The sequence below is a fragment of the Pseudomonas sp. NFACC51 genome, from assembly GCF_900103575.1.
GTDB lineage: Bacteria > Pseudomonadota > Gammaproteobacteria > Pseudomonadales > Pseudomonadaceae > Aquipseudomonas > Aquipseudomonas fluorescens_Q.
This window is the reverse complement of sequence record NZ_FMXH01000002.1, coordinates 315,513-338,715: the sequence shown is the minus strand read 5'-3', so window position 1 is coordinate 338,715 and position 23,203 is coordinate 315,513. Positions and strand designations below refer to the sequence as shown.

The 23,203-nt window shown below is 58.7% G+C and carries 21 protein-coding genes and 1 pseudogene; 11 read left to right on the top strand and 11 right to left on the bottom strand.

What is annotated here, in order from left to right:
* Positions 1-69: 69 nt before the first annotated feature.
* Positions 70-507: an Lrp/AsnC family transcriptional regulator gene (locus BLT00_RS05545; protein ID WP_003202176.1), complete on the top strand. Its 438-nt coding sequence runs from the start codon at positions 70-72 to the stop codon at positions 505-507.
* Positions 508-667: 160 nt separating this feature from the next.
* Here the strand turns inward: BLT00_RS05545 and BLT00_RS05540 are convergent, their stop codons facing one another.
* Complete coding sequence (locus BLT00_RS05540) at positions 668-2,017, bottom strand: hypothetical protein (RefSeq protein WP_092143135.1); 1,350 nt, start codon at positions 2,015-2,017, stop codon at positions 668-670.
* A 311-nt stretch (positions 2,018-2,328) separates the two neighbouring features.
* Positions 2,329-4,815: a UvrD-helicase domain-containing protein gene (locus BLT00_RS05535; RefSeq protein ID WP_092143132.1), complete on the bottom strand. Its 2,487-nt coding sequence runs from the start codon at positions 4,813-4,815 to the stop codon at positions 2,329-2,331.
* 234 nt (positions 4,816-5,049) lie between these two features.
* On the opposite strand from BLT00_RS05535, the gene BLT00_RS05530 reads away from it, so the two are divergent.
* Positions 5,050-5,745: a pirin family protein gene (locus BLT00_RS05530; protein WP_092143129.1), complete on the top strand. Its 696-nt coding sequence runs from the start codon at positions 5,050-5,052 to the stop codon at positions 5,743-5,745.
* A 178-nt stretch (positions 5,746-5,923) separates the two neighbouring features.
* On the opposite strand, the gene pgm is transcribed toward BLT00_RS05530, so the two are convergent.
* The 4 genes from pgm to BLT00_RS05510 all read right to left on the bottom strand — a co-directional run bounded on the left by pgm (position 5,924) and on the right by BLT00_RS05510 (position 12,353).
* Positions 5,924-7,570, bottom strand: coding sequence for a phosphoglucomutase (alpha-D-glucose-1,6-bisphosphate-dependent) (pgm, locus tag BLT00_RS05525; protein WP_063321156.1), 1,647 nt, complete (start codon positions 7,568-7,570; stop codon positions 5,924-5,926).
* Between the two features lie 91 nt (positions 7,571-7,661).
* Positions 7,662-9,059 carry an aminotransferase-like domain-containing protein gene (locus BLT00_RS05520; RefSeq protein ID WP_092143126.1) on the bottom strand — a complete coding sequence of 466 codons (1,398 nt, stop codon included), beginning with the start codon at positions 9,057-9,059 and terminating at the stop codon, positions 7,662-7,664.
* A gap of 96 nt (positions 9,060-9,155) precedes the next feature.
* The gene (locus tag BLT00_RS05515; protein ID WP_092143124.1) at positions 9,156-10,646 is read right to left on the bottom strand and encodes a hypothetical protein; all 1,491 of its coding nucleotides are present in this window, start codon (positions 10,644-10,646) and stop codon (positions 9,156-9,158) included.
* Positions 10,647-11,327: 681 nt separating this feature from the next.
* Entirely contained in the window at positions 11,328-12,353 is a 1,026-nt protein-coding gene (locus BLT00_RS05510) for a zinc-dependent alcohol dehydrogenase family protein (RefSeq protein ID WP_092143121.1), read from the bottom strand.
* Between the two features lie 257 nt (positions 12,354-12,610).
* Between BLT00_RS05510 and BLT00_RS05505 the strand changes: the two genes are divergently transcribed.
* On the top strand, positions 12,611-13,525 hold the full coding sequence (locus tag BLT00_RS05505; RefSeq protein ID WP_069970812.1) for a LysR family transcriptional regulator: 915 nt from the start codon (positions 12,611-12,613) through the stop codon (positions 13,523-13,525).
* On the top strand, positions 13,422-13,835 hold the full coding sequence (locus tag BLT00_RS05500; protein WP_256572754.1) for a LysR substrate-binding domain-containing protein: 414 nt from the start codon (positions 13,422-13,424) through the stop codon (positions 13,833-13,835). The genes BLT00_RS05505 and BLT00_RS05500 overlap by 104 nt, the downstream gene beginning before the upstream one ends.
* 149 nt (positions 13,836-13,984) lie before the next feature.
* Here BLT00_RS05500 and BLT00_RS05495 read toward each other — a convergent pair whose 3' ends face one another.
* Complete coding sequence (locus BLT00_RS05495) at positions 13,985-14,470, bottom strand: winged helix-turn-helix transcriptional regulator (RefSeq protein ID WP_092143118.1); 486 nt, start codon at positions 14,468-14,470, stop codon at positions 13,985-13,987.
* Between the two features lie 268 nt (positions 14,471-14,738).
* Between BLT00_RS05495 and BLT00_RS05490 the strand changes: the two genes are divergently transcribed.
* From BLT00_RS05490 to BLT00_RS05460, 7 genes are all read left to right on the top strand, one after another.
* Positions 14,739-15,722: an MBL fold metallo-hydrolase gene (locus BLT00_RS05490; RefSeq protein WP_092143115.1), complete on the top strand. Its 984-nt coding sequence runs from the start codon at positions 14,739-14,741 to the stop codon at positions 15,720-15,722.
* A gap of 7 nt (positions 15,723-15,729) precedes the next feature.
* The gene (locus BLT00_RS05485; RefSeq protein ID WP_063321004.1) at positions 15,730-16,623 is read left to right on the top strand and encodes an alpha/beta hydrolase; all 894 of its coding nucleotides are present in this window, start codon (positions 15,730-15,732) and stop codon (positions 16,621-16,623) included.
* A 52-nt stretch (positions 16,624-16,675) separates the two neighbouring features.
* Entirely contained in the window at positions 16,676-17,086 is a 411-nt protein-coding gene (locus tag BLT00_RS05480; RefSeq protein WP_092143112.1) for a hypothetical protein, read from the top strand.
* Positions 17,087-17,141: 55 nt separating this feature from the next.
* Positions 17,142-17,555 (top strand): tautomerase family protein, encoded by a 414-nt coding sequence (locus BLT00_RS05475; protein ID WP_092143109.1) that lies wholly within the window; start codon positions 17,142-17,144, stop codon positions 17,553-17,555.
* A 92-nt stretch (positions 17,556-17,647) separates the two neighbouring features.
* Positions 17,648-18,268 (top strand): flavin reductase family protein, encoded by a 621-nt coding sequence (locus BLT00_RS05470; protein WP_092143106.1) that lies wholly within the window; start codon positions 17,648-17,650, stop codon positions 18,266-18,268.
* 101 nt (positions 18,269-18,369) lie between these two features.
* Positions 18,370-19,266: an alpha/beta hydrolase gene (locus tag BLT00_RS05465; protein ID WP_092143103.1), complete on the top strand. Its 897-nt coding sequence runs from the start codon at positions 18,370-18,372 to the stop codon at positions 19,264-19,266.
* 30 nt (positions 19,267-19,296) lie between these two features.
* Positions 19,297-20,085, top strand: coding sequence for an enoyl-CoA hydratase/isomerase family protein (locus tag BLT00_RS05460; protein ID WP_092143100.1), 789 nt, complete (start codon positions 19,297-19,299; stop codon positions 20,083-20,085).
* A gap of 153 nt (positions 20,086-20,238) precedes the next feature.
* On the opposite strand, the gene BLT00_RS05455 is transcribed toward BLT00_RS05460, so the two are convergent.
* The 4 genes and pseudogenes from BLT00_RS05455 to BLT00_RS05440 form a co-directional block, all read right to left on the bottom strand.
* Positions 20,239-20,550 (bottom strand): ArsR/SmtB family transcription factor, encoded by a 312-nt coding sequence (locus tag BLT00_RS05455; protein ID WP_092143097.1) that lies wholly within the window; start codon positions 20,548-20,550, stop codon positions 20,239-20,241.
* A gap of 59 nt (positions 20,551-20,609) precedes the next feature.
* Positions 20,610-21,731 carry an alkene reductase gene (locus tag BLT00_RS05450; protein WP_092143094.1) on the bottom strand — a complete coding sequence of 374 codons (1,122 nt, stop codon included), beginning with the start codon at positions 21,729-21,731 and terminating at the stop codon, positions 20,610-20,612.
* Positions 21,732-21,827: 96 nt separating this feature from the next.
* Positions 21,828-22,187 (bottom strand): annotated as a pseudogene (locus BLT00_RS05445) (IS5/IS1182 family transposase); the annotation flags it as partial.
* A gap of 368 nt (positions 22,188-22,555) precedes the next feature.
* A complete protein-coding gene (locus BLT00_RS05440) occupies positions 22,556-23,161 on the bottom strand; it encodes a TetR/AcrR family transcriptional regulator (protein ID WP_092143091.1) in 606 nt (201 codons plus the stop codon).
* Between the last annotated feature and the right edge of the window lie 42 nt (positions 23,162-23,203).

The window sequence follows — 23,203 nt, the reverse complement described above, 5'->3', positions numbered from 1 at the left end:
AAAAAGGCTAAACTGCGATTCGACCTTTTTTATCAAGGCAACTTCACACATTCGCCTAATGGAGTTGAAATGACTGACGATATTGACCAGATCCTCATCAGTGCCCTGATGGAAGATTCCCGACGCTCCCTCAAGGCCCTGGCAAACCTCAGTGGCCTGTCCTCCCCCAGTGTCGCCGAGCGCCTTCGCCGGCTCGAAGAACGTGGTGTGCTCAGGGGCTATACCGTCGAAGTGGACCCCAAGTGCTTCGGCTATCAACTCCAGGCCATCGTGCGTATCCGCCCGCTGCCGGGGCAGTTGCAGGAAGTGGAGCGGCAGATCCAGGCCATCGCTGAATTCACCGAATGCGACAAGGTGACCGGCGACGACTGCTTCATCGCCCGCCTGCACGTGCGCTCGATGGAACAGCTGGATACATTGCTGGACAAACTCAATGTCCACGCCGAGACCAATACGGCCATCGTCAAGAAGACGCCCGTCAAGCGGCGGTTGCCGCCGATGGCTTAGGTGCCGCCTGGTTTGAGCGAACGCATGGCCCGGTGGGAGCGGGCTTGCTCGCGATGACGGCGGGTCAGTCACACCGAAGCTGGATGTGCCGGCCTTTTCGCGAGCAAGCTCGCCCCCACAGGAAGTCCGGCCTCGGCGCTTGTCCGAGGCCGGGGGCACGCTACTTGAGCTCTTCCAGTTCAGGGCTGCGCTGTACTTTAAACACCTCTTGTTCAGGCGCATTGCTCGCCTTCATCAGGTTAAGGGGCTGGACTTTGGCGCAAGCATTCTTGCCGTCGGCATAGATTCCGCTGTGGTTGCATTTCCATTCATAGAAGTTCGCCAGGGCGCCGGACAATTGCAGGCTGTAGTCCGTGCTGCGGGTGCCCGGCGAAAACGGCTGTCCAGCCGGGATGTTCTGGAACCATTTCATCCATTCCTCGCCTCCCACCGGTGGCGGGTTGGCTTGGAAGGTCGGATTCATTGGCGCCAATTGCTGGTACTCGGCGGTCATATGGCAACTCAGGCAAGAGGCCTGAGGGTTGTCCACGGGGCCGTTGAGGCGGCCGTTCCAGCCCAGGTGGGTCGGTGGCAGCTCCTTGGTGTTGGCATTGATCGCGGTCTGCTTCAGCGCCGGGTTGATCTTGGTTTCAGTCGGCGTCGGGTTGGTGAACGCGTTGCCGTTCTCCTTCGGATCGTTCCCCCACATGATTCCCACCGGCACCAGGTTGTCCCAGCCCGATTTACCGGTCATCGCACCGTTGTACTGAAAGGTGCCGAACAACCAGCCGGTATCTTTGACGCGCGTGTCCCGGACGGCGATGTCCATCTGAATCAACGCGACTTTGGTGATGGCGCGTTTGGTTGAGTAGAAGTCCTTGGTGGTGTAGGCACTCCAAAGTACCGGATTGACCAGCGAGGGCACCGTACTGATATCGATGTCTGCGAACAACGCCTTGCACACCACTGTGCCATTGGGAAATCCCTTTGGTTGCGAGGTGTAGCTCGGGTCAGGGTTCTGCGGATCCTTCCAAACCTGGCCGATGGTGTACGCCCCTATATCGTTATAGATGCCGACCGCATAGGTCTGGCCATTCACGGTTTGGGTACTCGCCAACTGTTTGGGCTGGATAGGCGCCTCTTTGGTCAGCCCGTGAATAGCTTCACGACCGTTGGGGCCATAGTGTTGCCAAGGCATGTGATACCACTGACGAACCTTGTTTTTCTGCACGTTCCAGCCGACTTCCGTATTGCCCTCCAGGCAGTAGTTCTTTACCTCGTTCATATAGGTGCGCCAGCTTTCAAAATCATTGCTGAAATTGGCGGGCAGGTGCTTGAAAAACGACGGCATCGAAGTCGGGCCCGGCGCCACGATGGGGTAGTCCTGACTGAGCCGGAAAAATGCGGAGGGATACGAACTTTTGGGTGGCGCGAAGCCGTAATCAGGGAACGTCCCGGCCTGGGCGCCAGCCATGGACAACGTGCCGGTCAGGGCCAGTAGTGCAACGATCTTTCCTTGGAAATGCTTCATCGATATCTCCTTATCGGGAGACGCCTGCCGTCCCATCGAAGGGTTGAGCGATGCGCAGGGCCTCCTTCTGTTATCAGGCGTTGGCACGATGCCAGACCTGCTCACGGTCCACGCTCAGCGATGTGACGCACCTCCTTGGCGCCCGCCAAGCGGGCACGGTCAGGCCTGGCTCTGGCTGCCGGGTGGGAACGATATCGAGGGAGTGTGGCGAAGATTTCGCGCGGTGATCGATCGATCAACCGCATGCCGACCTTGGCAATGCAATCCCTTGCCATAGGTGTAGATCATTTATCCAAAGGTGCCATCATGCTTCAGGCTTTTTGCCGGCCATTTGCCACGCTCCGGCGATGGTCAGCAAAAAAGGGCTTGTCCCCGGCAATACGATCCGAAGCCTTGGGCCCATTGGCCGCCTGGCCGTCCTGGCCATCGACGTACCAGTAACAGTGCTGCACCGCACGCGTGATGCCCACATACGCCAGGCGCAGGATTTCGTCCTTTTGCGCCGAGTCGTAAGGTTCGGCATCACCGTCCTTGCCTAGCCCGACCATTCGGTAGACCTGGTTCTTGTAGGGTGAACTGCTCAGGTGCTGGCAGTCGCCCAGCAGGAACACCGCATCGGCCTGGAGCCCTTTGGCACTGTGGTAAGTCATCTGCCTGAGCCGCCTCGCCTCCCACGGCAAGCTAGAATCCACATTAACTGTTGGCTGAATATACTTTTCTATCAATAGCTTATCGCTGCTTTTTCGATACAGCATCAAGATCGAATCACCCTTGCGGTAGTGCTCATCCAGTCGCCGCGCCAGCCCTTCATCGTCTCGATCCAACACATTGACCGGGCTCAGCGAGCGAGACACGCCACTGGCCTTGGCCTTCTTGCCTGGGATAGCCGCAGCGGCGCGAACAATATGTTCGGCCGCATCGATGATGTGTTGGTGGCTGCGATAGTTGTCAGTGAGCATGACCCGGGTCGTCGTCGGCGACGGGAATTGCTGGTTGAATGCCATGAAATAACTCGGTGAACTGCCGCGCCAGCCATAGATCGATTGCCAATCATCCCCGACACACAACAAGGAAGAACGCTGGGCGCCACGCCCCACGTGCATCGCGGGACCACGGCTGCGTACTTCCCGAAGACTGGCTCGCAGCCAGGAGACGATCTGCGGCGACACGTCCTGGAATTCGTCGATCATCAGGTGCGAAAGCGGCCGGAGCAACGCATCCCCCAGCAACTTGAAGTTTTCCGGCGAGTGTTCGCTGAACAGCGCAAACATGCGGTTGTAGGTCATGACCGGCGGCGATTGGTCGAGCAGATGGTCTTCGAATGCCCGCCAGTAGCGACTCAGCGCCTCGAAGAAATACCGATCGGGGTCATCCTGGGCAAAGGACATCCGACCCACGGCATCCGGGACGTCCAGGCCTAGGTTCTCGATAAAGCCCGCCGCCGCGACAAAGCAGTCCAGCAACGGTGCCGAACCCAGCTCGCCCTTGACCTTGTAATCGAACCCTGGCCCGGCACTGGCATCGCCGGCCATTGATGCTAATACACGTTTTGACGCCTCATAACTTTCAAGCCATATCAGTGGCTTACGACAGAAAGCTTGAAACAGGGTGCGCTTGACCGCCCATTCCGCGCGGATGCTCAACTTGGCGCCCGGACGACTGAGCCGGGCGTCTTCCCGTGGATCGAACCCCAGTATGACCCAGGCATCCAGGGAAGGCGCGTAACCATGGCAGTGGAACGTCGACCCATTGATCTCGAACGTTTGTCGTTTCGGCTCGATACCCTTGATCGGCCATGCACCGGCGCGCAACCACAGGTCTTCGACGGCATCGCACAACTCTTCGTCGCGCTGGGCTGCCAGCGCGGTCACGGCGACCCGCTTTTGTACATCCGGGTGATCGCGCTCCAGCTCCTTGAGCTGCAGCGCGTGGCGGGACAACGGCAGGATCAGCTCACGGAAACGCGGGTCACGCTGGTAAAGGTTGTAATAACAGGCGTTGAGTTGCTGGCGCTGGGCGTCATTGATGCGCAAATCAAAAGGATTGCCCTGGGCATCATCGTCACCCGCTTCGGCGCGATGGCTCAGGGTCTCGAACGCCTGGAGCCGTTCGAACCCGGGCAAGCTGCGGACCATGGGCAAGATTCGCGAATGGAATGTCCGCACCAAGTCCCGAGCTTCCTTGAGGCTGACGGTACGTCCCCACAGGGCAAACACTTCGATCAGTTTCTGGATGAAATCCTTACGCGATTCCCGGGTAAACGTCACCACGGTCATCGAGTCCAATTCGAAACCCAGGTAATGGGACAACAGCACAATGCGCAGCACCAGGGTGGTGGACTTGCCCGCCCCGGCCCCGGCGATCACCGAGGTCGAGGGCGTGTCGCTGAAAATCATCTTCCATTGCGCGGCACTCGGTTGTGCATGGACCGGCAGCAATCGGGCGACATCTGCCTTGATGCGTTTCTTCAACTCAGCGGTCAGCGGCAGGCGCCAGTCATCGAACAGCAGATCATCGACCTGCGGTGCCGGATGCTCCGTGCTGCGCGAATCACGGATCAACAGGACCTGACGGCCTTCCTCAAGCCCTTCGGCCCGGCCTTCCTTGTATCCATAGTCAAAACCGGCGGTATGACCGCTGCGGAAACCGTCGGCCTGGCCATGCAACCAGGAGGCACGATGTTGGGCTCGCAGGCGTGTCAGGCCATGGCCGAAGAGCCGGGCGGCCAGGCGCTTGAACAGCGGCATCTGGGCCAGGGATAAAAGCTCGGGGGGAAGATCGGGAGTGTGTTGCGCCACGCTGGGACTCCGGTGTTCATGAACCATGACGGCTATGGTGTCTGTATTTGCCGCCAGGTTCCACCCAAAAGCTTTTAAGTCATGGGTTTAGGCGATGAAGTGAAAGTTGGCTCACGAATTCATATCTGGTTAGTCGATAGGTTTGACGCGTTTTTTACGCTTTTTGTCGATGGTTTCCTTCGCGAGAATAGCGCATCAACCATCGCTTTCGCTCCCAGCGAAAAGGACACGAACATGCTCGAACTCAGGCCCTTCGCCACCTTGGGCGCCGCCAACCACGGCTGGTTGGATGCCCACCACCATTTTTCGTTCGCCGAGTATTACGACCCACAGCGCATGAGCTGGGGCAACTTGCGGGTCTGGAACGATGATGTCATCGCCCCTGGCAGCGGTTTTCCCCAACACCCGCACCGGGACATGGAAATCATCACCTATGTGCGTGAAGGCGCGATCAGCCACCAGGACAATCTGGGTAACAAAGGCCGTACGCAGGCCGGTGATGTACAGGTCATGAGCGCCGGCACCGGCATTGCCCATAGCGAATACAACCTGGAGTCGACGGCCACCCGCATCTTCCAGATATGGATCATCCCCAACGAAGAAGGCCTGGCACCGTCATGGGGGGCCAAGCCGTTTCCCAAGGACTCGCGCGAAGGCTTCGTGACGTTGGCCAGTGGCAAGGCCGGCGATGACCAGAGCCTGCGCATTCGCGCTGACGCACGACTGGTAGCGGCCAATCTCAAGGCGGGTGAAAGTGCGGAGTATCGGCTGGACGCCGCACGTCGAGCCTATCTTGTGCCGGCAACAGGGTTGATAGAAATCAACGGCTTGCGTGCACAAGCTCGAGACGGTGTTGCGATTGAAGATGAACGGATATTGCGGGTGACCGCGATCGAAGACAGCGAAATCGTGCTCGTTGACCTCGCCTAAACCCTGCATCGCAGCACTGCTGCTCTTGTGGCGAGGGAGCTTGCTCCCGCTGGGTCGCGCAGCGGCCCTAGAACCCGGCGACGCGGTGGATCAGCTCGATTGAGTGAGCTTGGGGGGGGGGCTGCTGCGCAGCCCAGCGGGAGCAAGCTCCCTCGCCACAAAGCTCACATCAGATGTATCACTTGCTGGTGATAGCCCCATCCACCAACGTTTGCGCCTCAGCCACCAATTGCTTGAGGTGCGCATCGCCAAGGAAGCTTTCGGCGTAGATCTTGTAGATATCCTCGGTCCCGGACGGGCGTGCCGCAAACCAGCCGTTTTCGGTCATGACCTTCAGGCCGCCAATGGCCTGGTCATTGCCCGGCGCATGGCTGAGGATATTCTGGATCTTCTCCCCGGCCAGTTCGGTGGAGGCCACCTGATCGGGCGACAGCTTGCTCAACAGTGCCTTCTGTTGAGGGCTGGCCTTGGCATCGACGCGTACCGAGAATGGTTCGCCCAGCTCGTCAGTCAACGCGCGGTAGGCCTGGCTCGGGTCGCGACCGGTGCGCGCGGTCATTTCAGCTGCCAACAGCGCCGGGATCAGGCCGTCCTTGTCGGTACTCCAGACGCCGCCGTCCTTGCGCAGGAACGAAGCACCGGCACTTTCTTCACCCCCAAAGCCCAGGGAACCATCGAACAAGCCATCGGCAAACCACTTGAAGCCAACCGGCACTTCATAGAGACGGCGCCCCAGGCGCTTGGCCACGCGATCGATCAGGCCGCTGCTGACCACCGTCTTGCCCACGGCGGCATCGGCGCGCCATTGCGGGCGATTCTGGAACAGGTAGTCGATGGAGACCGCCAGGTAGTTGTTCGGCGCCAACAGGCCACCGGATGGGGTCACGATGCCATGGCGGTCATGGTCCGGGTCGCAGGCAAAGGCCACGTCGAAACGTTCCTTCAGGCCAATCAACCCTTGCATCGCATGGCTGGAGGACGGGTCCATGCGGATCTGCCCGTCCCAGTCGACGGTCATGAAACGGAAGGTGGAATCCACGTGAGTGTTCACCACGTCCAGGTCCAGGCGGTAATGCTCGGCAATGGCCGGCCAGTAGCGCACGCCCGCGCCGCCCAACGGATCGACGCCCAGACGCAACCCGGCGGTACGGATGGCATCGAAATCGATGACGTTGATCAGGTCTGCCACGTAGGTGTTTACATAGTCGTGACGGTGGGTGGTATCGGCTTTCAGGGCCTGCTCGTAGCTGACGCGCTTGACGCCGGCGAGCTGGTTGGCCAGCAATTCGTTGGCCTTGGCTTCGATCCATTTGGTGATGTGGGTATCGGCCGGGCCACCGTTGGTAGGGTTGTACTTGTAACCGCCACTTTGCGGTGGGTTGTGGGACGGCGTGATGACGATACCGTCCGCCAGGCCCGAGGTGCGGCCACGGTTGTAGCAGAGAATGGCGTGGGAAACCGCCGGTGTCGGGGTGTATTCATCGCCTTCGGCGATCATTACGGTGACGCCATTGGCCGCGAATACTTCCAGCGCGCTGGCACCCGCCGGGGTCGATAGCGCGTGGGTGTCGATACCGACGAACAGCGGCCCGTTGATGCCCTGGGCTTCGCGGTACAGACAGATCGCCTGGCTGATGGCCAACACGTGCCACTCGTTGAAGCCCAGGTCGAAGGAGCTGCCACGGTGCCCGGAAGTGCCAAAAGCCACGCGCTGGGTCGCAACCGAGGCATCGGGTCGGCCGGTGTAGTAGGCCGTCACCAGTCGCGGGATATCGATCAACAACTCTGCCGGTGCCGGCTTGCCCGCAAATGGACTGACTGTCATGCAAAACCTCTGAGTGGAGTGGCTCGGTAAATGGGATGCAGTTTACTGACAGTTCGACCATGGCGCGATGGGTTCGATCCATTGCTGCCGACTACGCTTGTTCGAGCCTCAAGGCATCGGCCAGCGCGCAGAGGGCAGCGTCCATGTCCTGTGGCCCGTTCAGGGCGTGGGTGAGGCGCATATGTTGCGCATACAGGCCCTGGAGGCTGAACAACTCCCCTGGCGCGATAACGATTCGCTGGGCAAGCAACCGATGGAAGACCCGCCGCAAGTCGACCCGTCGCGTCGATTGCATCCAGATCGTCGCACCACCTTGAGGTTCTGCCCATTGCAGGCTATCCCCTAGCCGCTCGCGCAGCATTTGCGTAGTCGAAACCGCGCTTTCGCGCAGCAGGCGCCGCAACACCAGCAAATGCTGGTCAATCCGACCGTTGCTGTACAGCCGGGCGATGGCTTTCTGGCGAATCGGCGACAAGCAAAACGCGCGCAGCAGGAAATGTCGCTGCAGGTGCAAGGTCAACTGGCGCGACAACACGTAGCCATACGGCGCCTCTGGCCCGATGGTTTTCTCGAACGTCGAATAGACAATCAGCCGGTCCGGGTCGAGCAAGTCTCGAAAAGGCGTCCCCCTCGCCTCGAACGCCAGGTCCGTATGGCTATCGTTCTCCAGCACCCAAGTTCCGTGCCGCTCCAGCAGATGCGCGATGGCACGACGGTTCTCTTCCGGAACGAGCGTGCCCCTCGGCATGTTCAAGACCGACGACAGCACCACCAGGCGTACAGTTTCGTTCACCAGCAGTTGTTCCAGTTGCTCGACATTGAGCTCGCCGCTGGTCAGCAGTGGCAGCTCGATGACGTTGACTTCCGCCGCCTGCAGCAGGCGCAACACTGCCCAATCGCAGGGCGATTCGATCAGCACGGCGGCCCCGCGCAGTGCCAGCACCGCGATCAGGATCTCCAGCACGCCACGCAGGTCGGCGCCAATGTAGACGTCATCGGCATTCCAGCAACGGGCCGGCGAAGACGTGTAGCGGGCAGCCAGCGCGGTGCGCAGCTCCAGCTCACCCCAGGGTTGCGAGGGTGTCTGCGAGGAGCGTGGGTACTGGCGCAGCAGTTCGCGTTCGAGCAGCAACAGCGGGCTGTCCAATGGCTGCATCGACGCCGGTTCGTCCGCACTGAGCACCCGCATGCCTGGTCGTCGGGCATTGACGTACAGGGTCTCGAGCAAATCGTCACCGCCGTCCAGGGTGGCCATGCTGGGCACGGGCAGCGCGTAGTAACCGGACTTGGCGATCGAATAGACCCGCCCTTCCTTTTCCAGCAGCGAATACGCGTACTGAATGGTCGATATCGATACGTTCAGACGCTCGGCCAGTTGCCGCAGCGACGGCAGGCGAACCCGCGCATCAACCTCCAGCTCGTTGATCAGCGTGGTCAGGTAGCGATAAACCGCCTGGTAGGCGAAGCCTGTCTCCCGGCAACCTTTCATCGGCTCAGGCCAGGACAGCGGGTCGCCGCCGACCCAGTCGCAACGCCGGGTACAAGGACTGGGGACGAGGTAGATGATTGCGTCAAACCTCGTTCCTCAATGCCTTGCCGAGCGTTCATGCAGCCCATCGGCAGGCGACCCGGCTTCCGCAGTGTCGATGCCGTCAATGGTCTGCTGCAGATCGGCGCCCGGGGCAATGTCCGGTTGTTCCGGCAGTGAGACGCTCGCCCGGTACAGCTTGCCAAGGATGTCGATGGGCAGGCCGCTGACCTCGACCATCCACTGCGCAACCTGATCGACGACGGTCGCGCCCTGCATGGCCTTGTGCAGGTCCGGCATCGCCACCAGCATGCCGGGATGGCAGCAACGCAGGAAATGCTCCAGGCCCGCACCCTGTCCCACGAAGGGCGCGAACAGCATGCACACCAGTTGCGTTTCGCTGAGCCCCAGGATCTTTTGCGCTTCAAGGGCGGCGTAGGCACGACGTTCGGGAATCGACGACGGTGAGCCGAACAGTGCCCGGGCCTGTTCGCAGGCGTGTTCCGGCAGTTGCTTGCGATGCATGATCATGATCGCTCGCTGCGCGTAGTCTCCATAGCCGGTTTCATAGCTGCGTCCATGCAGGTAGCAGGCCTGCAGACCGTGCAGATGGGCCGACAGTAGCGGGCTGATGTATTCGTTTTCAGGCGCCGATGGCACAAGCCCCTCGGTCTGCACCCGCAGGAACTCGTTGAAGAGCGGCCAGTTGGTTCCCTCCGAACGAACGACGATCAGGTCGTCGATGCCGACGTGCCCCACTCGCCGGCAAGCCTCGAAGTGACCCTCGGGCCTCCAGGCATCGAGGCGATCCGGCCCATAGAAATGCCGGTAGATATCACCACCCAGGGTGTCGAGGTGGGCAAAGAGGTTGTCGAAACCGCAGGCGTGCTCGGTCTGCAGGCCGATCTTGCGAGTCGCGCGGCGAAGGCCTGATATGAATTGTTTTTGCTGGCGCGGTGTATCGCTGCTGACCAACGAATCCACGCCCGACTCCCAGCGAGCCATATGCCGATAGAATTCGGCCATTGCCAGGTAGCCGTCATCCCCAATCTCCAAGGGGCTGTCGACCGCACGAAGATGCCCCAGGACCAGCAGGTCCATGCGATTGGCTTCGTGCCCTGCCACCGACAAGGGCTGCCGGTGATTGAACGGCAACACCTCGCGGTTATCCGCCATCAGCAATTCGACCCGGGGATCATCGTAGACAAACAGCGCGCTGTAGCAGCGGTGGATGTTTTCCAGCGTCGCCTGGGTGGTTTCGCTCAAGCGTGGCGTGGCGACACGCAAGGTGAAGGTCACCGGATGTCGCCCCGCGATACTCAGCTGTGCGGCCCGCAAGGCGGTCAGCACATAAAAGCTTTCCCGGCTCCCGTTCAGGACCGTCAACACGCGATAATCGCCAATCCGCTCGATGCCTCCGGCGGCGACAATTAAACGCTGGATCAAAAGCTGCAACGCGGTACGTTCTGCCCGGGAATAAAAACCTGACAGTCGTTGCAGTATCTGTTGATACACGTGAGTCATTGCCTGCTCATGAATTGCACTCATAGCCATTTACCTGGAAATTCAACTATCGGCGTCGCACCCGCACCAACGTGACTGCACGACGTGTTGGTCTAGATGATTGTTCTAGCACTCAAAGAGTATTAGCAATACGCTCGAGCATTGCTTGTTGTAATTATTTGATACATATACTGAGAGTCGGCTCACGCCCCAGCAACCCTCCGCCGAAAGCCTTGAAATCAGGGGGCCTAACCGACCAAACGGCACGTCCTAGGAGAATTCCGACAACGTCCCACAGACAATGAGTACGAGAAATAAAGAACTTGCCGAACTTTAATTGACTCTCTACCCCGCCCTGTTTTCCCCAGGGTCGATAGATAGCCCCATACCCATTAACGTTTATTGCCCCTTGAATGCATCTTGAAGGATGAAGACCTTCGAAAAAGTTATACAGCACCACGACTTCTTCCTTGATATGGAAATCAGCGTTCAATTATCAAGACTTAAACAATGATTAGAAGATACAGATTGAGGGCAAAAACCAGTTCAGATGTTGGTCGGCAGACCGTTTCAGGCTTGAGCGAACCGGGACAGGCCATTCAAGGCACGAAAGGCCAGGTAAGAACGCAGCACCGCCAGGCAGGAGGTGCCGTCAGAAAGGATAAGAAGGTGTCAGGACGAAGGCAGCGCAAGAGCCCAGGCGATGACTCTTGCGCAAGGCAGGGTTCAGACCGGGTCGATGACCTGAAGGGCAACACGTTCACGGCAAGGGCATTCGCCCATGTAACGGTGAGCCTCGACAAACTCGGAGAACGGGAAGACCCGAGTCTTGAGTGGCAACAGCACACGGTCGGCGGTCAGTTGATTGATATCGCGCAGTGCTCGTTGCAAGGCCACCTGGTCCTGGAGAATGCCCAGTTCCGGTTTGCCGGTGAAATTGCCGATGCAGTGCACAAAGAACTGAATGTTCTTCTGGAACGCCGCGCAGGCTGGAAACGGCGTCTGGTTGCCGCCCTGCAAGCCATACAGCACCAGGCTGCCACGCGGTGCCAACACGTCACCCAGCAGCGACATCTGCGGCCCGCCGAGGCCGTCGAAGACCACATCGACGCCACGGTTGTCGGTGAGCTTGTTGATTTGCATCAGCAAGTCCTGCTCTTCGGTGACGATGACCTTTTCGGCGCCCAGCGACAACAGGTACTCACGCTCTTCAGCCGTCTTGGTGGCCGCGATCACCCGCACACCCAGGGCCTTGCCCAGTTGTACGAAGGAAGGACCGGCGCAATGACTGGCATCGGTGACCAGGGCGAATTGCCCCGGCTTGACCCGTGCCAGGTCCATGTAGGCGAAATAGGCGATCAGCAGCGGCGTGTAATGCACGGCGGCTTCGATCGGGCTGAGCACGTCGGGATAACGGGTCAGGGCGGTGCGTGGCAGCACGATGACCTCACCGTACACCGGATAATCGTTCGGGCTTTCGGCCGGAAAACTGGCGACCTTGTCGCCCACGGCCAAGTCATCGACGCCGTCGCCGACGGCCGTGACCACGCCGGCCATTTCATGGCCCAGGCCCGAAGGCAGGCGCGCCTGGGACGACGCCAGGTTCTGGCGCCACAAGGTGTCGTACCAACTGATGCCGATCGCTTCGACGCGGACCTGCACTTCTCCTGGCGCAGGAAGAGCCGCCGTATGCTCTTCGCATTTGAGCACCTCGGCACCACCAAACTTGTGAAAACGGATCGTGCGGGACATCGCAAACCTCGTCAAAGTAACCTCTAATGCCATGAACTCTATCCGGGCTTTGTACCCAAGACCATCAGTGGCTATTAATAGTCGACATGCCTGTCATTGATTCCGCAGCAAGAAAAACCAAGCCATTGCGTAGGACTTAACCTAAGAAAACTCAATTAGCCGGTGCAGAGTACCAGTCTTTCCCCGTAAGATTCATGCCGGCCATTGTTCCCATATGGCCGCTCACGTCAAGCTTGCCGAATCTGCCAGGACCCCAGATGAATCGTAATGACCTGCGGCGTGTCGACCTGAACCTGTTGATCGTGTTCGAAACATTGATGCATGAACGCAGTGTGACTCGCGCGGCCGAGAAACTGTTCCTAGGCCAACCGGCCATCAGCGCCGCGCTGTCGCGCCTGCGCAGCCTGTTCGATGACCCGTTGTTCGTACGTACCGGTCGCAGCATGGAGCCTTCGGCCCGGGCGGTCGAGATCTTCGCCCTGCTCTCCCCGGCCCTGGATTCGATTTCCACGGCGGTCAGCCGGGCGGCGGAATTCGACCCGGCAACCAGCACCTCGGTGTTTCGCATTGGCCTGTCGGACGACGCCGAATTCGCCCTGCTGCCGATGCTGCTCAAGCGCCTGCGGGCCGAGGCGCCCGGCATCGTGCTGGTGGTGCGCCGGGTCAACTACATTCTGATGCCTGGCTTGCTGGCGTCCGGTGAAATCTCCATCGGTGTCAGCTACACCGACGACCTGCCGGCCAACGCCAAGCGCAAGGTCCTGCGACGCAGCTTGCCCAAAGTGTTGCGGGCCGACACCGCGCCGGGACGACTGACCCTGGACGAATTCTGTGCTCGCCCCCATGCCCTGGTGTCTTTCGCGGGTGATTTGAGCGGCTTCATCGATGAAGAGCTGGCGAAACTCGACCGCAAGCGCCATGTGGTGCTGGCCGTACCGCAATTCAATGGCCTGAGCACGCTGCTGTCGGGCACCGACATCATCGCCACCGTCCCTGACTACACCGCCGACGCCCTGACCGCCGCCGGCGGCGTACGCGCCGAAGACCCACCGATTCCAGTGCGTAGCTTTGAGCTGCACATGGCTTGGCGCGGATCCCAGGACAACGATCCTGGGGAGCGTTGGTTGCGGTCGCGGATTCAGATGTTCTTCGGGGATCCGGATAGCCTGTGATGGATTTTCACTGCGCAGTGGCACTCATCTCAACTTTCAGTTGATCAAGGCGGCCAACGACCTGAGGCGCTCGCTAAGGATCCGAATGGAAGTCTCCAGCTACGACGCGCTATGCCTGACGGTTCAGGCCGGCCTGGGCATTGGCATCATGCCCGAGGGGAGCGCGGCGATTTACAAAATGGACGGAGCGAAGGTGATCAGGCTGGATGAGCCGTGGGCCTCCCGCGAACTCAGCGTATGCGTGAGGTCGCGAACGGCGTTGTCGGTCGCGGCAGGCTTGTTCCTGGAGCACTTGCTCGAAATGGAGTAAGCGATGTCGGGCTCAAAGGCGCGAAGGTAAAATCACCCGTTTATGAACAGCGTGCGCTCGATGACGCCCCATCTCGCGCAAGGCGGAAGCTATTCGAGCATGGATAGCCTTGCACCACATGCTGCATGTCATGACGCCAAAGATGGCTACTAAGTAGCGATCGCCTGCTCGTCGTCGGCCCTGAGCTGGTCCAATACCGAACGCTCCGGACGCGGTGCACCGAGATGCAAGTAACGTAGTTCATCCATAAAGGCACTCCAGAGTGAAGGGCCGCCCTTCTCCAGCACCTCCGCGCGCAAAGACGCTTCCTTGCTCGGCTGCGTATGCCGAACACCCCAGGCAGCCACATGCGCGAGCAGAGGTACCAGCTGTATTGCTGCTTCCGTGAGGCTGTAAATTACTTTCTGCTGGTGATTCGGATCCGGGCATCGTGTCAGCAGGCCAGACGCGGTCAAGTGTTTCAGCCTACTTGCGAGGATGTTCGTGGCGATGCCTTCCTGGTTTTTCTCCAGCAGGACGCCATAACTGCGTCTGTTCTCGAACATGACATCGCGGATAACGATCAGGCTCCAGCGGTCGCCGATCTGCTCAAGCGTCAGGTTGATCGGGCAGCCCGATCGTCTTGTTTGTTGCACAGCTACTCTCCTTGAATTTCCACTTGCATTGTGCAAGGTGCTCGAATATTATTCAACCACTTGCACAATGCAAGCGCTATGACAGCTCAGGCGGATCGGCAAAAAATCGAACATCCGGGCTTTCATCACGGGTAACACCGGCAATTCGATGCTGCGTATGGCCGGAAAGGCGGTAACAGCGACATGGCACGATGAGTTGGCGTTTTGCTGAAGGTCATCACAGCTGTACGTACCTACATATCCACCACACACAATGGTTAAGAACACGATGAAATTCTCCACCATCACTTCGCGTACCCTGCTCGCGGTATCGTTAGCATTCGCGGGCGCCTTCGCTGCTGTAGCTCCGGTCCAAGCTGCTGCGCCGATGCAGCACAAGCAGGTTCCAGGCTTCTATCGCACGATGATTGGCGACTATGAAGTCACCGCGCTCTATGACGGCGGCGGTAGTATCGACTCCAGTCTCCTACACGGTGATCCCGCGCTCATTCAGTCCCTCTTGGCGCGCTCCTTCCAAAACGATCCCAAGCATGTTTCGGCAACCGTCCAAGGCTTCCTCGTCAACACCGGCTCCAAACTCGTTCTCATCGATACCGGTTCAGGCGGTCACTGGGGCCCTCCTACACTGGGCAAGCTCGCGCAGAACTTGAAGGCCTCCGGCTACAAGCCGGAGCAGATTGACCTGGTTCTACTGACTCACCTTCACGCGGACCATGCTGGCGGTATCTACCAAAACGGGAAACGCGTCTTTCCGAACGCGACCGTGATGATGACGAAGGCCGACGCCGATTTCTGGCTGTCGAAGGAAATCATGGCCAAGGCTCCGGAAGAATCGAAAATCTTCTTCAAGGTCGCACAGGATGGCGCCGCGCCTTATATCGCTGCGGGTAAATGGAAGCCGTACGAAGGCATGGCCGAAATCGTTCCCGGCATTGCACCGTATGCCATTCCCGGCCACACGCCCGGTCACACCGGCTACATGATTTCCTCAAAGGGTCAGTCGCTGCTCATCTGGGGCGACGTAGCTCATGTTGGCGCCGTCCAAATGCCGCACCCGGAAATCAGCATCATCTTCGACTCAGACAGCGCGTCGGCGGTCAAAACGCGTGAAGACCTGCTGGTAAAACTCGCTGCGGACAAGACGATGATTGCCGCAGCCCACATGCCGTTCCCTGGCCTGGGCCGTCTTCGCAAAGCCGACAACGGCGAAGGCTACGACTGGGTTCCGGCGACTTTCCTCAACCTGGAGTGAACTGACCATGACTTACGATTCATCTTCCGTCCGTGAGCTTCGGGATGCGATGTTTGCCTTCGACTTTGCGCATCCCGTACGCACCATCGAGACGCTCCGCGTCGGCATGGAGGCCATTTCACAAGCGAACCCACCGGCAGCCGACCTAACCGTCGAGACGATCCAACTCGGTGGCGTAGCTGCGGTGGCGATTACGGCTCCTGGCGCTTCCAAGGACCGAGTCATCTACCATTTCCATGGTGGTGGCTGGGTGGCTGGCTCTCCTTCCTCGCATTTAGGCATGCTTGGGGAGCTGTCTCGAGCGGCAAAGTCCCAGGTCATCGTTCTGGACCACTCCAAGGCACCTGAGCACCCATTTCCGGCGTCCTACGACGAGTCCATCCGCGGCTACGAAGCACTGCGTGCGCTTGGCAAGCCATTCGCCGTGACAGGTGACTCCAGTGGCGGAGGCATGGCTCTCAACGTTCTGGCCTATGCAGCCTCGAAAGGCCACAAGGACGCGCGAGCAGCGCTACTCATTAGCCCATGGGCAGACTTGACGCTGACGCTGCCCTCGTTAACGCAACTGGCTCACCGCGACCCAATGGTCAACGCGAGCGCGATGCGGGAGATGGTAGCGGCTTACGCTGGCAACCACGATTTGAAGGATCCGCGCATCTCGCCCCTGTTCGCCGACATGCACGGTTTTCCTCCGCTGCTCATACATGTCGGAAGCGACGAAGTACTTCTCGACGACGCGCTTGAAATTGACCGAAAGGTGCGCGCGGCCGGCGGCGAATCGCACCTTGAGGTGTGGCCGGAGATGTTGCACGTCTGGCACATTCAAACAGCCTCTTTGCCCCAGGCCCACGACGCGCTCCAGAGAGCCGGCGAGTTTCTCATCGGGCACCTCGCTGACTAGCACGCGCACGCACACACACTGCAAAACTGCAGACACTCGATAGGAGATTGTAATGACTACTGACACCAACCCACCGGGAACAGCATGGATGCAAATCGTCAAGAAGAAAGGAACGAGCGACTTCGCAAAGTCGTTCACCGCTGACGCCAGCCTTCAGACCTCAGCCCTAAGCAAGACGGTGGTCGGCCCGACATCCATCGGGGCATTCTTTGCCGCGACGAGCACGATGTACGAAAACTTCGTGTTCACTGCGGAGACGGTTGACGGTGCGAAGACTTACCTTGAGTGGGATGCCATCCACGGTGGTAAGCCGATCGCCGGCACCACCATCATCACTCGGAATGAGTCTGGCCTCGTCCACAATATCAAGCTCTTTCAAAGCCCGTTCCCCGTCGTTCGTGAGTTCTCGGCTGGCCTGAAAGAGCGACTCGAAGAAACACTCGGTCAAGACTTCTTTAGCTAAGCCGGGCCAATTCGTCGCCGCGTATTAGCTGAACAGCACAACTGAGGAAACCCTCATGCCAATTTTTCACGCCCACATTCCAGCTCGGAAATTCTCTAGCGAAGAGAAACGCGCGCTGGCGGATGCCTTGAATCTCGCTCTTCATGAAGCCATGGATACGCCCAAGGATGACCGCTTCGTCATCATCAGTGAGCACAAGGACGATGAGCTTTTCATCCATCCGACTTTTCCTGACATGAAGAGATCTGACAAGCGCATGGTCGTAACGGTGACGATAGGCTCGAGCAGGACAGTGGAGCAGAAGCGCAAGCTCGCGGAGTTGGTCACCCGTTACGCGGTAGAAAAAGTGGGTGTCAGCCAGGACGACATCAGCCTGATCATGTATGCCGTTCCCTTGGAGAACATGAGCTTCGGCGGTGGCAAGCTGGTCTCTGACATTGACCTCTCCATGCCTTGGGTAAACAAGTAAGAAATACGAACGCCGCCCCGTTCTTTAGAAACGGCGCAGCAGAATTGACTCGAGCAGGTGGCAGTCCTTGCGCGCGCCCAAAGAGGTAAGCTATGACCGATTGGCATTTCTACGAACCGGCACAGGGACATTCCCTGCGGCACGATCCGCTCAACGCCATCGTCGCTCCGCGCCCGATCGGCTGGATCAGTACTGTCTCCAACGATGGCGTACGTAACCTCGCTCCCTACAGCTTTTTTAACCTGTTCAGCTACAAGCCGCCGATTATCGGCTTTTGCTCGCTTGGTGCGAAGGACTCGCTCGCCAATGCGCGTGCGACCGGCGAGTTCGTATGGAATCTGGCGACGCGAGAACTCGCAGAGGCAATGAACGCCTCTGCAGCGATGGCGCCAGCGGACATCGATGAATTCGAGTTGGCCAAGTTGGAGACGCTGCCCTCCGCAAAAGTACGGCCATCGCGCGTTGCGGCCAGCCCGGTGCAGTTCGAGTGCGTGGTCACCCAGATCGTGCAGCTTGAGGCGCAAGGCGGTGCAGCGCTCCCGGCGTGGCTGGTGTTGGGCGAAGTAGTAGCGATCCACATTGACCAGCAACTGATCAAAGACGGCGTGTATCAGACGGCCCAGGCGCGTCCGATCCTGCGCGGAGGTGGGCCGGCCGACTATTTCGAAATCGGCGCGGAGCAACTCTTCACGCTCGAGCGACCAGGCAATTGACCAGGCATCGAGTGACCGAGGCAAAAGGGTGGACGGCATGAACTGCCGCTGCGCATAGGGTTTACGGCGCCGCCTGACCTCTTTATACAAGGAGAACTTCCATGTTTCGACGTACCGATATCGCGTTCGAAGCCGAGGGCGGCGTCACGCTGCGCGGCTGGCTCTATGTTCCCACCGGCGGCACTGCCCCCTATCCTGCCATCACCATGGCGCATGGTTATGCCGGCGTGAAGGAGCACGGCCTGGAGCCATTCGCTGAGCAGTTTGCCTCCAACGGCTTTGTCATCCTCCTGCACGATCACCGTAACTTCGGCGCCAGCGAAGGCACGCCGCGCCAGGATATCGACCCATGGTGTCAGATCGCCGATTGGCGGCGCGCGATCAGCTTCCTCGAAGACCAGGACGCCGTCGACGCGAAGCGCATCGGCTTATGGGGCACGAGCTATTCCGGCGGTCACGCACTCGTGCTTGGCGCAACCGAACGACGCTTGCGTGCGGTCGTCGCGCAGGTGCCGACGATCAGCGGCTTCGAGCAAGGATTGCGCCGCATTCCGCCCGATGCTGTCGCCGCCATCGAGGATGCCTTCGCGGCGGACGAGCGCGCGCAAGCACGCGGCGAGCCGCCGCGTAGACAGGCAATTGTCAGCGCCGATCCGGCCGTCCCTGCTGCTTACCGCACCCAGGAAGCCATCGAGTTTTATCTGCAGCCCGTACCCGACGGCGCCTGGGAGAACAGCGTCACGGTGCGCTCGACGCGCGCTGCGCGCATGTACGAACCGGGCACGTGGATTGCGCGCGTGTCCCCCACGCCACTGCTGATGGTCGTCGCGCTGCAGGACACGATCACGCTGACCGATCTTGAGCTGGCCGCCTACGAGCGTGCCCTTGAGCCAAAGCGCCTCGTGACGATTCCCGGCGGCCACTTCGATCCGTACATCACCAGATTCGATCAATCAAGTACCGCCGCGCTGGACTGGTTCAAGGAACACCTCGCCTAACTTCAGCTTGCGACAACGCAGGAGCCCGACATGTCTCATCTCACCCATACCATTGAGAACGGCATAGCAACGATCATTCTTGATCGCTCGCCGCAAAACCGCATCGACGACCAGATGGTTGACGAACTGGCTACGGCAGTCAGCGCGATCGAACGCAGTGACGCACGCGTCGTGCTGGTGCGCGCCGAGGGCGAGAACTTCAGCTTTGGCGGCGACATCACGTCCTGGCCCGATGACACCCCCCGCCAGTTGCGTGCACGCTTCGAGGGTTACATGGACGTCTTCAATCGCTTCGAACGTCTGCCCTTGCCTGTCATCGCCGTGGTGCAGGGCTTGTGCGCAGGCGGTGGTTTCGAACTGGCGTTGCGTGCCGATGTAATCTTTGCTGCCGAAAGCGCAACATTCTGCCATCCGGAACAGTCGCTTGCCTTAGTGACCCTGTTGGGCGGCATCTACCGCGTCGCCGAACGCGCGGGACGCGTACGAGCCATGGAATGGGCGCTGACTTCCGAGCGTGTCCCCGCTGCGACGATGGAGCGCTTCGGCGTCATCAACCGCGTCGTCGCCGATGCCGAACTGCTTGCAGCGGCGCATGCCTTCGCCGCGAAGTTCGTGCACGGCCCCACACGCGCCCACGCCGCTCACAAGGCCTTGCTGCGCGCCTGGGCCAACGGCGGCATCCAGGCGGCCGACGATGTGATGTTCAACATTGCCATGCCCTTGTTCGAGACAGAAGACGTGAAGAACGGGCTTGCTTCGGCCATCAAGGCCCTGAAGGCCGGTACGCCGCGCCTGGAGCTCGAATTCAAGGGTCATTGATTTCCGCTACGCAAACCGACTCAAGGAGCGGAACGTGCGCGATTAGCCGTGGAGAGAGGCCAGTAGGCCACCCCGGCGCAAACAAGTCACGAACCAGCAGGGGCCCATCGCTTGTTGGCGCTGATACGATTTTGCCCCAGGCCGCCGCAGGGCTCAGACGTCCAGCTCGGAATGCAATTCGGACAACGCGGCAAAAAGTTGCTCATCGTTCCGCTTGTAGTACGTCCATTTTCCAACTTTTGTTGCTGTCACGAAATCCATGTCTTGAAGAACCTTCAGGCAAAGGGATGTCGCAGGTTGCGACATCCCCGCTTTGTCCTGAATCAAGCTTGCGCATACACCGTATACGCTGAAGTCGTAGAGCTGGCTGTAGCTCTTGAAAGACTCGTGGGGGTTTGCCAGCCACGCGAGGACAGCTCGTCGGGTCGGATGAGACAAGACCTTAAGTGCTTCGCTTAACTCCATAAACCTTGAACCTTGACTCTAATGTGGGGCTGCCCCCAGTTGGGTGACCCCGCACGCTGTCAGGCGCTGTGCGGATAGTCGGTGTATCCCCGCTCCCCACCGCCATACAGAGTTGAAGGATCCACGGGGTTGAGGGGGTGGTTTTCTTTGAAACGTAGTGGCAAATCCGGATTTGCTATAAACGTACGTCCGAAGCCGAAAAAGTCGCCGTAACCCGTCGAGAGAATACGTTTGGCTTTCTCATGAGTGTAGTTACCGGCATACATGATCGGGCCCGAGAACGTCTCACGCAGTGCCTGCCGGAATGAGTCTGGAAGATCAGGGCTATTGTCCCAATCTGCTTCTGCAATTGAAAGGTACCCGATGCGCAGGCCTTCCAGCATTTTGGTCGCTTCGACGTAGGTCTCTTGCGGATCTTTTTCGACCAGCCCCAAATAGACCCGTTCTTCATCCGTCGATTCAAATAATGGCGCGAAGCGTACACCAACGCGCTCGCTTGCGAATACACCAATGACCGCTTCAGTCACTTCACGTAAGAACCGCAGCCGGTTTGTGAGAGATCCCCCGTACTCGTCAGTTCTGCAATTAGTGTGTTCTGAGATGAATTGGTTGATGAGGTATCCGTTCGCGCAGTGCAGCTCAACGCCGTCGAACCCCGCACGCTTCGCATTTTGAGCCGCTCGGCGATAAAGCTCTACCAACTCCTTGACCTGGAGAGTGGTCAATTCTTGCGGCATGCTCGGATCTGCTAACTGTCCTTCGTTAGGGCCGGTTTCAATGAACACTTTAACGTTGGTGGCACGGATAGCTGAAGGGGCAACTGGAGGCTGATTATCGGGTTGCAAACTGACGTGGGAAACACGACCAACGTGCCAGAGTTGGCAGAAGATGGTGCCGCCCTCGGCATGAACGGCTTCGGTCACCTGGCGCCAACCTTCGACCTGTTCGTCACTGTAAATACCGGGTGTCCAAGCATAGCCTTGTCCACGTGGCTCGATTTGAGAGCCTTCGGTGACCATGAAGCCAGCTGTAGCGCGTTGGCGGTAGTACGCTGCCATGAGCGAGTTCGGTACGTTACCTGGCTGCGAGCTTCTGGAGCGAGTGAGTGGGGGTAGGACGATACGATTTCGAAGCACCATGCTGCCAAGGTTCATAGCATCAAAAAGACTGCGAGAGGACATTGTTGAGCTCATAGGGGTAGTTGAGTGTGCAAACACATTAACACATAAGAATGTACTAATGTGTAGCGGCGACGCATTCATCTGTATTCAAAGCGCCTAGGCACTGTACGAAAAGTACTGTCTCAAACACCGCATGGCGCAAGCCAGTGAGACCATCGCCGCATAAGTTTTCGCGAGCTTGTCGAAGCGCGCAACGATGCGGCCGTTCTCCTTCAGCCAGCTGAGCATGCACTCAATGATGTTGCGTTGTCGGTATTTGGGGCGATCACACAGTCTCGGTAATCCTGGCTTGGATTTGCGCTTCATCGTGCGCAGCGGGATAACCGGCTGCATCCGATAGCGGTCGCAGTAGCGCCGCAACGCTACGCCATTGGCATCGCACAGCATGTGAATCTTCGTCATCAGGCCGACCCGGCTTCGTCCGAGGGCATGATCTTGCGGTTCTTTAGCAGCGCCCGAGCAGAGCACCAGAACACTGGGCTCCTGCCTTTGATGGACGCGGACTTTACTGAGTCCCGACGATTGCTGGGTTCAAATGAGTTTCAGCTGATTTCGTACAGAACCCACGCATGGCTGGGTACGCCCAAGAGCCTGAACTCGGCTTTTTCAGCACCACAAAGCACTATTAATTTCTTATACGCAGACACCCTAACGCCCCACTCACCGGAGTTTCGGGGCGCGAAGCGAGAATATTCTCATGCGCCGTGAATTGTTATGAATGGCTCTGCAAATATCAATCAAACAGTATTCAGATAAGCCACTTTTTTACCCCAGACGAACGAATACCTGCTTCTACAGAAACACTGGGCTGAGAGGCATGCTCATCAGAACATAGAAAAAGCGACTAACAGCATCTTCTTTACAATCTGCGGATCCTCGCCACGAGATATCTGTGACGCAGCATTACTTAATTGCGCATCAATATAGATAGATGCAAACTCTGATGACATGTCTGCAGAGAATTCACATTTGGCTTTTGCACGCTCCACCCATTTCCTGTAAGCCGTTAATGCTTGCTCTTGAATGAAATCGATTTGTGCTCGTGTTGCCTCACCCAAGTGCATGCGTGATTCGCGCATCTTTATCAAAAGACATCCCTTTGGTATCCCTTGACTGTCACTCACCGAGGTGGCGAATGACACCAGGCTGTCAAGCATCTCTCGAAACGGCTTTTCTGCCTTTAACATCTCCAGCACAGAATCCAGCTCCTGTTCCTGATATTTAAGAATAACGGCTTTCATCAAGCCATCTTCATTCCAAAATTCACGATAAAGACCTGGCTTCGATATATCGCACCTTCTGCAAATTTCATTAAGGGATAAGCTGCGTACGCCCTCTTTCCAATAGGCTTCCATTGCCACATCCAAAACGTGATCACGGTCCAGGGTCTTAGGTCGTCCCCTTGAAGGCTTTGTCGGATTTAAGCTCATTTTGTACCACCTGGTATTTTAACTTGACACACGGCACCCTCC